This is a genomic window from Micromonospora sp. NPDC048909 (assembly GCF_040649635.1).
Classification (GTDB): domain Bacteria; phylum Actinomycetota; class Actinomycetes; order Mycobacteriales; family Micromonosporaceae; genus Micromonospora.
Genome location: NZ_JBEZFU010000001.1, coordinates 1,255,692 through 1,268,046, shown reverse-complemented (window position 1 = coordinate 1,268,046; position 12,355 = coordinate 1,255,692). Strand labels below are relative to the sequence as shown.

The following is a 12,355-nucleotide window of genomic DNA, read 5'->3' as shown; positions in this document are numbered from 1 at the left end:
AACGAAGGCAAACGCAAGATCGGGGAGCAGCCGATGAGCGACGTCCGCCGTCCCGGGCCATCCCGGCCCCCGATCCGACTCCGCCCCGCGCCCCCGCTCGACCCGCCCTACGCCGACGAGGGCGACGGCTGGTCGCCACCGACCCACGGCCAGCTCGCCCTCGACCTCTTCGCGCCGGTGCGGCCCGATGCAGGCCGCCCGCCGGCCCGCCGAGCCGCGCTCCGGCCGGTGCCCGCCGGCCCCGGCAGACACGCCGCCGCACCGCTGCCACCCGCCGCGCTGGTGACCGCCACCCCGGAGGCGACCCGAGCCGCCCACCGCTTCGTCGGCACCTGCCTGGAGGTGCTCAACGGCTACCGGCCTCCGGGGCAGCTGCGTTCCCTGCTCGACCCGGCCCGGGCGCACGACCTGCTGACCGAGCTGGCGAACGCCGCCAACCGCAACGGCCCGGCCCGCCGAAGGTCGACCCGCCCGACGATCCGGCTGCGCCGGCTACGCGCCGGTGAGCCCCGCGACGGTGCGGTGGAGGTGGCCGCGGTGCTCACCGGCCCGGTCGGGCGCACCTGGGCGATGGCGCTGCGCCTGGAACACCGCCGCGGCCGCTGGCTCTGCACCGCGCTGCACGTCCTGTGACGGCGCGCCGGACGGCACCCGAGGTCAGGGGCGCCCCGGGCGCTGTTGATCGACTCGGCTTCCGTGACGTTGGGGTGACCTGCGCCGTAGACACCCCGCCTTCACAGCGGCCGAGTTGACCATGCCGGGGCGGGGCCGGGGCGGGGCCGGAACCGGGGTCGAGGCCGGGCGGGGCCGAGGCCGACGCCGGGGCCGACGCCGGGGCCGGAGCGGGGCCGAGGCCGGCAAGGGCCGGGGCCGGCAAGGGCCGGGGCCGGCAAGGGCCGGGGCCGGCAAGGGCCGGGGCCGGCAAGGGCCGGGGCGCAGAATGCGCCCGGGGCGCCCACCTGACATTGGTCGGTGGGCGCCCCGGGTTTCCAACGGGTGTGGCCGACGCCGTCTGGCGCCGGCGCGGTGATCAGGCGCCGCCGTTGGGCGCGCCGTGGCACCGCTTGTACTTGCGGCCGGAGCCGCACGGGCAGGGCGCGTTGCGGGACGGGCCGTTGCTGGCCTCCGCCTGACCGGTCGCCGCGCGGCGGGCCGTGTTGCCCGCGACGGCCGGACCGCGCACGCCGGTGGCGGGGCGCTGCGGAGCGGTCGGGGCGGTCGTCCCCGGCCCGCCCGGAGCGGCCTTCGCCGGCCGGCCGACGCCGAGCGCCGGCGCCTGCTGCTCGGTCTGCTCGACAGCGACCGAACCGCCGCCCGCCTCACCGTCGATGGTGGGCGCGGAGTATTGCAGGGGCTGCTGCTGCGGGGCCCGGTTGAGGCCCTTCGCCCGCAGCTCCACCGGCTTGTCCAGCAGAGCGACCTCTTCGGCCTCCGGCTCCGGCTCCGCGACCTGGACCTCCAGGTTGTAGAGGAAGCCGACCGTCTCCTCCTTGATGCCGTCCATCATGGTGGCGAACATGTCGAAGCCCTCGCGCTGGTATTCCACCACCGGGTCGCGCTGGGCGTAGGCCCGAAGGCTGATGCCCTCCTGGAGGTAGTCCATCTCGTAGAGGTGCTCACGCCACTTCCGGTCGATGACCTGGAGCAGCACCATCCGCTCGAGCTGCCGGACGCCCTCGTCGCCGAGCTCCGCCTCGCGCCGGTCGTACGCGGCGTGCGCGTCCTCCTTGAGCCGGGAGATCAGGAAGTCGGCGTCCATGCCGGTGCGCGATCCGCCGGCCTCCTCCTCCAACTCCTCGATGGTGATCCCCACCGGGTAGAGCTGCTTGAGGCTGGACCAGAGCTGCTCGAGGTCCCAGTCCTCGCCGTAGCCCTCGGAGGTGGCGCCCTGCACGTACGCCTCGACCACATCGTCGATCATGTTGCGGACCTGGTCGGAGAGGTTCTCGCCGTTGAGCACGCGGAGCCGCTCGGCGTAGATCACCTGGCGCTGCTTGTTGAGCACCTCGTCGTACTTCAGCACGTTCTTGCGAATCTCGGCGTTCTGGCCCTCGATCTGGGCCTGGGCGCTCTTGATCTGACGGGTGACCATCTTCGACTCGATGGGCACGTCCTCCGGAATGTTGAAGCGCTCCATCACCGCCTCGACCGCGCCGGCCCGGAAGCGCCGCATCAGCTCGTCCTGCAGGGACAGGTAGAACCGGGACTCGCCGGGGTCACCCTGGCGGCCGGAGCGGCCGCGCAGCTGGTTGTCGATCCGGCGCGACTCGTGCCGCTCGGTGCCCAGCACGTAGAGGCCGCCCGCGGCGGCCACCTCGTCGGCCTCGGCGTCGCAGGCCTGCTTCCAGGTGGGCAGGACCTCCTCCATCGCCTTGGCGTACTCCTCCTCGTTCTCCAGCGGGTCGAGGCCACGCTGACGCAGCTCGTTGGCCGCGAGGAACTCGGGGTTGCCGCCGAGCAGGATGTCGGTGCCCCGGCCGGCCATGTTGGTGGCCACGGTGACCGCGCCCTTACGGCCGGCCTGGGCGACGATCTCCGCCTCGCGGGCGTGGAACTTCGCGTTCAGCACCGAGTGCGGGATGCCGCGGCGGCGAAGCAACTGGGAGAGGATCTCGGAGTTCTCCACCGAGACGGTGCCGACCAGCACCGGCTGGCCCAGCTGGTGCCGCTCGGCGATGTCCTCCACCACGGCGTTGAACTTGGCCTTCTCGGTCTTGTAGATCACGTCCGGCCGGTCCTCGCGGACCATCGGCCGGTGGGTCGGGATGGTCACCACGCCGACCTTGTAGACCTTGTTGAACTCGCTCGCCTCGGTCTGGGCGGTACCGGTCATCCCGGAGAGCTTCTCGTAGAGGCGGAAGTAGTTCTGGAGGGTGATGGTGGCCAGGGTCTGGTTCTCCTGCTTGATCTCCACCCCCTCCTTGGCCTCGATCGCCTGGTGCATGCCCTCGTTGTAGCGGCGCCCGTGCAGGATGCGGCCGGTGAACTCGTCGACGATCAGGACCTCACCGTCGCTGACGATGTAGTCCTTGTCGCGCTTGTAGAGCTCCTTGGCCTTGATCGCGTTGTTCAGGTAGCCGACCAGGGGGGTGTTCACCGACTCGTAGAGGTTGTCGATGCCCAGCCGGTCCTCGACCTTGGCCACGCCCCGCTCGGTGACCGCGATGGTCCGCTTGGCGTAGTCGACCTCGTAGTCGCCCTCGCCGTCCTTGCCCGACTGCAACCGGGCTACCACGCCGGCGAACTCGCCGTACCAGCGGGCCGAGTGCTCGGCCGGGCCGGAGATGATCAGCGGGGTGCGGGCCTCGTCGATCAGGATCGAGTCGACCTCGTCGACCACGGCGAAGTTGTGGCCCCGCTGGACCAGCTCCTCCTTCGACCAGGCCATGTTGTCGCGCAGGTAGTCGAAGCCGAACTCGTTGTTGGTGCCGTAGGTGATGTCGCACTCGTAGGCGGCCTTGTGCTCGGTGGCCGGCCGGTTCGGCAGCACGACGCCGACGCTGAGGCCGAGGAACTCGTGCACCCGGCCCATCCAGGCGGCGTCGCGCTGGGCGAGGTAGTCGTTGACGGTGATCACGTGCACGCCCTTGCCGGAGAGCGCGTTGAGGTAGACCGGCATGACCGAGGTCAGGGTCTTGCCCTCACCGGTCTTCATCTCGGCGATGTTGCCGAAGTGCAGCGCCGCGCCGCCCATCACCTGGACGTCGTACGGGCGCTGGCCGAGCACGCGGGCAGCCGCCTCCCGGCACACCGCGAACGCCTCCGGCAGCAGGTCGTCGAGGGTCTCCCCGTCGGCCAGCCGCTCCTTGAACTGCTCGGTCATGCCGCTCAGCTCGTCGTCGGTGAGGTTGACGTAGTCGTCCTCGATCGAGCTCACGGCGTTGGCGACGGCCTTGAGCCGGCGTACCATCCGGCCCTCGCCCGCGTTAAGGACCTTTTCCAGAATCGACACGGATCAACGCTCCCCTAGACAGTCTCGAACCATCGTAGGCGCTACATCGGGGCGATGGTCACTGGTGGCGGTGGACCGCACCCTGGAAAGCGACATATCGCACGCCCGGCGCGAAGACCGGCGGATATCCGGTTACGCCGTGGGCGAACGATCCGGCACGATGCTGCCGTGGAGCCTGTGGAGATCACCGAAGACGGCCTGTTGCTGCGCCCGTGGCGCGCCACCGACGCTGAGGCGGTGCACCGCGCGTGCCAGGATCCGGACATCCAGCGCTGGACGACCGTACCCCGGCCATACCTGCCGGAACACGCCAGCACGTTCGTCACCGAGGTCAGCGGTCAGGACTGGGCGAACGGCACCGGAGCCCCGTTCGCGGTCTGCGACGCGGCAACCGGGGAGGTGCTCGGCTCCTGCGGCCTGGTCACGATCGACACCCGCCTCGGCTCCGCGGAGATCGGCTACTGGACGGCGCCCTGGGCGCGCGGCCGCGGTGTGACCGTGCGGGCCGCACGGGCGGTCGCCCGCTGGGCGTTCGACACGCTCAAGCTGCGGCGGCTGATCTGGCAGGCGGAGGTGGGCAACCACGCGTCCCGGCTGGTCGCGCTCCGGACCGGGTTCCGGATCGAGGGTCGGCTCCGGCTCGCCGATCCGGCCCCCGGGGGCAGCGCCGAGGGCTGGATCGGCTCGCTGTTCCCCGGCGAGGTGCCCGCGGTCGGCACGGCCGGCCCGGCCGCCGCCGGCACCGTCCAGGCCCGGCGGGCCGCCGTCTTCGGCCGGCCGCAGCCCACCCTCTTCGCCACCGCCGGCGCCACCGAGCTGCGGATCCGGCCGATGGAGGAGCGCGACCTGGACGCCGTCGTCGAGACCTGCCGGGACCCCGACAGCATCCGCTGGACCACCGTGCCCGACCCCTATGAGCGGTCGGACGCCGAGGGGTTCCTCGACTTCGTCCGGAACGGCTGGGCAGCCGGGACCAACGCCTGCTTCGTCTTCGCCGACGCCGACGACCGGTACGCCGGCTCGATCGACCTGCGACTCTCCCCCAGCGACCCGCTCCTCGCCGACGTCGGCTTCATGACCGCTCCGGCCGCCCGGGGCCAGGGCTTCATGCCGGCCGCGCTGGCCGCGCTCTGCGCCTGGGGCTTCACGACCCTCGGCCTGGCCCGGATCGAGTGGCGGGCCAACGTGGGCAACACCGCCTCAAGGCGTGCCGCCGAGAAGGCCGGCTTCACCTTCGAGGGCACCGCCCGGGCCGGGGTCGCCCACCGCGGCGAGCGGACGGACGCCTGGGTCGGGGCCCTGCTCGCCGAGGACCTGACGTGACGCCGGAGGTCATCGAAACCCACGGGGTCCGGCTGCGGCCGTTCCGCCCCGACGACGTCGCCGACGTGGTCGCCGGCTGCGCCGACCCGCTGAGCCAGCGCTTCCTCACCGCCCTGCCGGCGCCGTACACCGAGGCTGACGCCCGGTGGTGGATCGCCGAGGGCGCCCCGGCGGTCCGGTCCGGCGGCGGGGCGGCGTACGCCATCGCCGACCCGGCCACGGACCGACTGCTCGGCGCGGTGGGTCTCGACCGGCCGGCTCCGCACCTCGGCACCGCCGAGATCGGCTACTGGCTGACGCCCTCGGCGCGCGGGCGCGGGGTGGCCACCGCGGCCGCCCGGGCGCTCGGCGAACACGCCTTCGGCGCCGGGTGGGCCCGGCTGGAGCTGCTCACCGACCCGGAGAACGCCGCCAGCCAGCGGGTGGCCCTGGCCGCCGGCTTCCGCTACGAGGGGCTACGCCGGGCGCCGGCCAGACGCGCGGCAGCGGTCGACACGACCTGCTGACCTGGGTACGCCTCGCCGACGACCCGCCCGGGCCGGCCCCGCGACCGCTGCCCGACCTGCCGCAGGGGCGGCTGACCGACGGCGTGGTGACCCTGCGGCGGTTGACCCCGGCGGATGCGGACGTGATGTTCCGGCTGCACACCCGGCCGGAGGTGGTCGCGAACCAGGCTCCGCCGGTGCCGCCGGAGCGGGCCGCGATCGACCGCCGCTGCCTGCTGTCGGAGAGCCAGTGGCTCACCGGTGAGCTGGCCCGGATGCTGATCCTCGACGCGGCGAGCGGTGCGCCGGCCGGCAGTTGCGGGCTCTCGGTGAGCGACCCGCACGCCGGCGAGGGCACGATCGGCTACGCGCTGCTGCCAGAGTGGCGCGGCCACGGGTACGCCACCCGGGCCGTCCGACTCCTCGCCGGCTGGGGCTTCGGGTCGGCGGGCCTGGCCCGGCTCGCCGCCGCCACCGTGCCGGAGAACGTCGCCTCGCAGCGGGTGCTGGAGAACGTCGGCTTCCACCGGGAGGGTCTGCTCCGCGGCCGACTGCCCGGTCTCGACGACACCCGGCTCGACGATCTCGTCTTCGGCCTGCTGCCGGCGGAGGTCCACTGACGGGTCGGGGAGCCGCGGTGGTGACCACCGCGGCTCTCCGGGTCGACCCGGCCGGCGCTCAGGTGGCCAGCGAGATGATTCCGTAGTCGTAGGCGTGCCGACGGTAGACCACGCTCGGACGGCCGGACTCCTTGTCCTGGAACAGGTAGAAGTCGTGGCCGACGAGTTCCATCTGGAACAGCGCGTCGTCGATGGTCATCGGCTCGGCGGGGTGCACCTTCTCCCGCGCGATGTGCCAGGGCTGGTCGTCGTGCTCCTCCTCGACCCGCTCCGCGACCGCGGTGGCGGTGGAGGCACGACCGTCGTCGCTGAGCGCACCCAGTGGGTCGGTGCCGAGGTCGGCGACCGGCAGGCCGGCGGTGGCGGCGGCGACCGAGAGCGGCGCGTGCCGGCCCCGGTGGACCCGGCGCCGGTCGGCCGCACGGCGCAGCCGGGTGTCGAGCTTGGCGATGGCGGCGTCGAGCGCGCTGTAGAAGTCGTTCGTGCAGGCCTCGGCCCGGATCACCGGGCCACGGGAAACGCAGGTGATCTCCACCCGCTGGCAATGATCGGCCTGGCGCGGATTGCGCTCGTGGAACAGCTCGACATCGACTCGAATAAGTTTGTGATCGTAGCGTTCAATCTTGGCGAGTTTCTCGGCTACGTGCACCCGGTAATGGTCCGGCACTTCGACATTTCGGCCCTTGACCACGATGTCCACGTGACCTCCCTTGTTCGGACGTCTTCGATCCGGTCGACCCGGCCGTTCGCCCGGGGGGAGACCCCCGCTCGGCGTCGACCGGTCAGTGCGGCTACGCCTCCTTTCCCCGCCGGGAGCGGGTGGGAAGACCTCCTACCCCCGACAGGAAAACGCTAACTCCTGTTCCCCCGGCAGTCACCCCTGGTTGCCGGAACGGCCAGGATTTTCACAGCTCATTACACCTACGGGTGAAACGGAAACACGAACGGTTACGGCCGTTGCCGTTTCTCGGTCGCCGCGAGCACCGCGGCGACCATGGGTGAACCGACGGTCGCGCGCAGCGTGCGGGCCGCGGCGGCCAGGGTGACCCCGGTGGTGACGATGTCGTCGAGCAGCACCAGCGCCGCCGCGTCCGCGGTGCGCCGTCCGGGCCACCGGTCCGGCCGGGGCCGGAACGCCGCCTCGGCGGCGGCCGCGCGACCGGCGCTGTCCAGCGTCACCGAGTCTGGCCGGGGCAGCGCCCGCAGCGGCCGGAGCACCCGCACCGGCCAACCGGCCCGGCGCAGCCGGTCGGCGCAGGCCCGGGCCAGCCGGTCCAGGTGGTCGCCGTAGCGGGCTCGGGCCGCCGCAGCGGTGTCCGGCACCGGGACCAGCGCTACCGGCTGGACCGGGCCGACGGCACCGGCGACGACCTCGGCGAGCAACGCGCCCAGCGGCCGGGCCAGCCCGTGCCGGCCGTGCTCCTTGTACGCGAGCAGCGCCTCCCGCAGCGGGCCGGCGTACGGGCCGAGGGCGAAACAGGCTGGCAGCCCGGGCGGGGCGGGGGTGGGGCGGACCGGATGCGGGCTCAGCGCGTCGAGCACCGCCACGCACCCGGGGCAGACCCCGTGCCGCAGCCCGGGGCGGCGCTGCCGGCAGCCGGCGCAGTCGGCGGGCAGCACCAGGTCCCCGAGGTCCGTCCAGAGCCCGCCCAGGCCGCGCACGGCGTCAGTAGAGGAAGAAGGGGGCGGACGGGTTGCCGGGGCGGACCCCGGTCGGCGGCGGCGCGACGTCGAGCACCTGCTCGGGCTGGATCCGGTCGAGCGGGTTGCTCCGGTAGGCCACCCCGTTCGCCTCGTACATGAAGGCCCCGGCCGGCACCTGGACGCTCGGGTTGGTCGGGTAGGCGGACAGGTGGGTCACCTTGGCGCCCACCTCGTCGGCGATCGGGGTCTGCGCGGCGCCGTCAACGCTGATCTCGTTGATCGCCGACCGGCCGCCCGAGCCGGCCACGAAGAGCCGGTCCTCGCCGCCCCAGTCCACCGCCGAGAGACCGGTCAGCGAGGTGACCACCCGTCGGGGCGGCCCGACCGCCACCCCGCCGCCGTCGAGGTTGACCGCGGCCACGTAGAGCGCGCCGCCGGCGACCAGGGCGATCCGCTGGCCGTCCAGCGACGCGGCGACCGCGGTCACCTCACCGGCCGGGAGGTTGAGTACCACCTGGGTGAGTTGTCCGCTCACGTTGAACCGGTAGAGCTTGCCGTCGGCCACCACCAGCCCCTGGGGTTGCTGCGGGTCGGCGGCCCGCAGCCAGACCGGCCGGCCGAACGCGCCGTGATCCGGGCTCTTGGCGAAGCGAGTCACCGGGTTGGCGCCGGCGCCGACCGACAACCGCTGCCGCCCACCGGACGCCTTCACCACCAGCGCGGCGAGGACCTCCTCGCCGGCCCGGGCAAATCCGGCCGACACCACGTTGCGGTTCTCCTCGGGCTTCACCGGCACCGGGCCACTGGACTCACCGGTGAAGTCGAGCGGGCGGACCGACCCCTCGTACACGCCGAAGCGTTGCGGGCCCTGCGTGAGCGGATAGAGCGGGGCCGACCGCCGCCGCTCGGCGAGGTCCGCGGTCGCCGCCGGGTTGTTGCGGATCTTCAGCTCCAGCTGACCGTCCAGCTCCGGCAGCGACCAGGCGAGCTGGGTGACGAGCTGGTCGACCCTCGCCCGGTCGTCGCTGGACATGTCCAGGTTGACCTCCCAGCGGCCGTTCCCGCCGGTGGCGTTGTTGATCATCTCGGTCCGGTCGGGGAGGCCCACCACGCCCGGCCGCAGCCAGTCGGACGGACCGCCGACCAGCCACTTCACCACCTCGTTGAGCCGCCGCTCGGCCGGCACGGCCAGCGGCAGGTAGCGCTGGTCGGGCACCAGCTGGGTCCGCGCCGTGTTCCAGAAGTAGATCGACTCGCCCTGGTAGTAGTCCCGCAGCGCGGTGTCGCTGAGCAGCAGCACGTTCGGCGGGTCCAGGAGGAAGAGGCCGCCGCCGTCGTCGCCCGGGCCAGCGGGGGAGGCGCTGCGCAACTTGAACTCGTACTGCGTCTCGGTGGAGACGGGCGGCACCAGGACGCCGTCGGTGCGGAGCAGACCCAGCTGCTGCACGACGATCCGCACCGTGGTGGTGCCGTCGCTGTTGCCGGTGAAGACCGGCCGGTCCATCGTCCGGACCACGGTCAACGCGACCTCGCTGCCCTGCTTCTCCTGGAGCTTGCCCTTGGCCTCCGGAGCGATGAACTGCTTGACCCGGTAGTACGCCCGGTCCGGCTCGCCGGCCGCAGCGGCGAGGAAGTTGGCGACGAACTTCGCGGCGTCCGCGCCGCTCGACGCCCGGCTCGGCGGCTCGCTGGGCCGGCCGTTGACCGAGCCGGGCTCGGCCGCCGGTTCCCGCCGCTCGTCGATCTGCACGTCGGAGCGCTCCGGTATGCCGCACCCGGTGAACGCGGCGACCGCCAGGGCGCCACAGAGCGCCCCGGCCATGAACCGTCGCCTCACGAACGCACCTCCGCCCGGGTGGTCTGCGCGTCGACGGCCGGCGCCGGGGTGATGGCCAGTGCGCCGTCCGAGCCCGGGCCGATCGCCAACGGGCCGCCGTCGCGCGGGCCGCCGAACGGCAGCCGGGCGTCCTCGGGCACCAGGCGCAGCGGCGAGGTGGTCAGCCGGTCCCCGGCGCGGGCCGGCAGGGTGAGCCGGAACTGGGCGCCCTGCCCGGGCGCGCCCCACGCCTCCAGCCAGCCGCCGTGCAGCCGGGCGTCCTCCAGGCTGATCGACAGGCCCAGCCCGGTGCCGCCGGTCTGCCGGGCCCGGGACGGGTCCGCCCGCCAGAACCGGTTGAAGACCAGCTTCTCCTCGCCCGGCTTGAGCCCCACGCCGTGGTCCCGGACGGTGATCGCCACGGCGGCCTCGTCCATGCCCAGCGTGATCAGCACCGGTCGGCCCTCGCCGTGCTCCACCGCGTTGCCGACCAGGTTGCGCAGCACCCGCTCGACCCGACGCGGATCCACCTCGGCGATCACCTCGGCGCCGGGCAGGTCCAGCTCGATCGGTACGCCGACCCGCTCGGCCAGGCCGGCCAGCCGCTCCGCCACCCGGTGCACCACCGGCACCAGGTCGGTCGGCTCGGAGTCGAGCATGGCGAAGCCCGCGTCGAACCGGCTGATCTCCAGCAGGTCGGTGAGCAGTTCCTCGAACCGGTCCAGCTCGGCCTGGAGCAGCTCGGCGCTGCGCGACACCGCCGGATCGAACTCGTCTCGCTCGGCGAAGATCAGGTCGGCCGCCATCCGGACCGTGGTGAGCGGGGTACGCAGCTCGTGCGAGACGTCCGAGGTGAACCGGCGTTGCAGCCGGGACATCTCCTCCAGCCGCATGATCTGCCGCTGGAGGTTGGTCGCCATCTGGTTGAACGAGGCGGCGAGCAGCGCGAGGTCGTCCTCCCCGTTGACCACCATCCGCTGGTCGAGCAGGCCCGCGGAGAGCCGCTGGGCCGTCCGGGCGGCCACCCGGACCGGATTCACCACCAGCCGGGTGACCAGGGCCGCGAGCAGCCCGAGCAGCACCACCAGGGCCGCACCGGTGGCCACCACGGTGGCGCGTGCGTCGGCGGCGGTGGCGTCCTGGCGGGCCAGCGGCACGAGGTAGTAGAGCTCGATCTGGCCGAACCGGGTCGGCACCGGCGAGCCGTACACCAGGTATTTGGTCCGCTCGCCGGTGAGCCGGCCGGTACCGATCTGGCTGGCCACGTTGCCGTTGGCGACCGCGGCCCGCAGCTCCCGGCTGATCAGCGGCTGGACGTTGGCCACCGGGGCCGTGCGGGTCTGGATGAGCCCCGGGAAGCCGTCCGCGGTGATCGCGACCACCACCCCGCTGGTCTGCTGCGGGTCACCGCCGGCCAGGTAGTTGACCGTGCCCTCGATGGTCTCCTGGAGCTGGGCCTCCTGCGGCTGGCCGTAGAGGTAGACCTGTTTCGCCGTGTAGTCCGCGCCGCTGTTGAGCCGGAGGCGGACGTCGGTCTTGGCGTTCTCCAGCAGGATCCCGGTGATCTTGTCAGCGATCAAATAGGCGAACCCGCCGACCAGGAGGCTGGACGCGACCAGGGTGATCGTGACCACCCGGACCTGGAGCGAGCGCCGCCAGGTCTGGTGCCCGCCGGCGATCAGCCGGGCGACCCGCCCGACCAGCGCACGCCACAGCTCCCCGCCGACGCCTCGCCGGCGGGGAATCGCTGTCTCGGGGTGCGGGAGCGGGGAGGAGGCCACAGTGTGACCAGGCTATCCGGTACCCGCCTTGTAGCCCACGCCCCGCACGGTGAGGATGATTTCCGGCCGCTCCGGATCCGGCTCGATCTTGGCCCGGAGCCGCTGCACGTGCACGTTGACCAGCCGGGTGTCGGCCGCGTGCCGATATCCCCAGACCTGTTCGAGCAGCACCTCGCGGGTGAAGACCTGACGCGGCTTGCGGGCGAGCGCGACCAACAGGTCGAACTCCAGCGGCGTCAGCTTCACCTCCTCGCCGTTGCGGCTGACCGTGTGCGCGGGAACGTCGATGCTGATCTGGTTGCCGGGTGGCCCGATGTTCAGCATCTCCGGCGCCACGTCCTCACCCCGACGCAGCCGGGCCCGCATCCGGGCCACCAGCTCCTTGGGCTTGAACGGCTTGACCACGTAGTCGTCGGCGCCGGACTCCAGCCCGAGCACCACATCGACCGTGTCGCTCTTGGCGGTCAGCATCACGATCGGCACGCCGGACTCCGTCCGGATCGCCCGCGCCACGTCGATACCGCTCATTCCGGGCAGCATCAGGTCAAGCAGCACGATGTCGGGCCGACTGTCGCGGAACGCGGCCAGCGCCCGTTCCCCGTCAGCGACGAATGAGGGCAGGAAGCCCTCACTGCGCAGCACGATGCCGAGCATCTCCGCGAGCGCGGGGTCGTCGTCGACCACCAGTACCCGGGCTCTCATGGGATTAATATTCCATCCCCATTCAGTTCGGT

8 protein-coding genes and 1 pseudogene are annotated in these 12,355 nt (G+C 72.8%); 3 read left to right on the top strand and 6 right to left on the bottom strand.

Annotated features, from left to right (window positions below; genetic code table 11):
* Positions 1 to 33 precede the first annotated feature (33 nt).
* Positions 34 to 633: an Rv3235 family protein gene (locus tag AB0C04_RS06065; protein ID WP_357048944.1), complete on the top strand. Its 600-nt coding sequence runs from the start codon at positions 34 to 36 to the stop codon at positions 631 to 633.
* 397 nt (positions 634 to 1,030) lie between these two features.
* Here AB0C04_RS06065 and secA read toward each other — a convergent pair whose 3' ends face one another.
* Positions 1,031 to 3,952, bottom strand: a complete 2,922-nt coding sequence (gene secA / locus AB0C04_RS06060) for a preprotein translocase subunit SecA (protein WP_357048941.1) — start codon at positions 3,950 to 3,952, stop codon at positions 1,031 to 1,033.
* 168 nt (positions 3,953 to 4,120) lie between these two features.
* Between secA and AB0C04_RS06055 the strand changes: the two genes are divergently transcribed.
* Together AB0C04_RS06055 and AB0C04_RS06050 are read left to right on the top strand one after the other, a co-directional pair.
* Positions 4,121 to 5,275: a GNAT family N-acetyltransferase gene (locus tag AB0C04_RS06055; protein WP_357048938.1), complete on the top strand. Its 1,155-nt coding sequence runs from the start codon at positions 4,121 to 4,123 to the stop codon at positions 5,273 to 5,275.
* Positions 5,272 to 6,380: pseudogene (locus AB0C04_RS06050) on the top strand (GNAT family N-acetyltransferase). Before AB0C04_RS06055 ends, AB0C04_RS06050 begins: the two are co-directional and overlap by 4 nt.
* 58 nt (positions 6,381 to 6,438) lie before the next feature.
* On the opposite strand, the gene raiA reads toward AB0C04_RS06050, so the two are convergent.
* The 5 genes from raiA to mtrA form a co-directional block, all read right to left on the bottom strand.
* On the bottom strand, positions 6,439 to 7,080 hold the full coding sequence (raiA, locus tag AB0C04_RS06045; protein WP_357048935.1) for a ribosome-associated translation inhibitor RaiA: 642 nt from the start codon (positions 7,078 to 7,080) through the stop codon (positions 6,439 to 6,441).
* Between the two features lie 248 nt (positions 7,081 to 7,328).
* Entirely contained in the window at positions 7,329 to 8,000 is a 672-nt protein-coding gene (locus tag AB0C04_RS06040; RefSeq protein WP_357049157.1) for a ComF family protein, read from the bottom strand.
* Positions 8,001 to 8,046: 46 nt separating this feature from the next.
* Positions 8,047 to 9,861: an LpqB family beta-propeller domain-containing protein gene (locus AB0C04_RS06035; RefSeq protein WP_357048932.1), complete on the bottom strand. Its 1,815-nt coding sequence runs from the start codon at positions 9,859 to 9,861 to the stop codon at positions 8,047 to 8,049.
* Positions 9,858 to 11,543, bottom strand: a complete 1,686-nt coding sequence (gene mtrB / locus AB0C04_RS06030) for an MtrAB system histidine kinase MtrB (RefSeq protein WP_357049154.1) — start codon at positions 11,541 to 11,543, stop codon at positions 9,858 to 9,860. Before mtrB ends, AB0C04_RS06035 begins: the two co-directional genes overlap by 4 nt.
* Before the next feature lie 90 nt (positions 11,544 to 11,633).
* Positions 11,634 to 12,323, bottom strand: a complete 690-nt coding sequence (mtrA, locus tag AB0C04_RS06025) for an MtrAB system response regulator MtrA (RefSeq protein WP_357048928.1) — start codon at positions 12,321 to 12,323, stop codon at positions 11,634 to 11,636.
* Positions 12,324 to 12,355 lie beyond the last annotated feature (32 nt).

Coding starts and splice junctions, on each gene's coding strand:
- AB0C04_RS06065 (WP_357048944.1), top strand. CDS start 34: ATGAGCGACGTCCGCCGTCCCGGGCCATCCCGGCCCCCGATCCGACTC.
- mtrA (WP_357048928.1), bottom strand. CDS start 12,323: ATGAGAGCCCGGGTACTGGTGGTCGACGACGACCCCGCGCTCGCGGAG.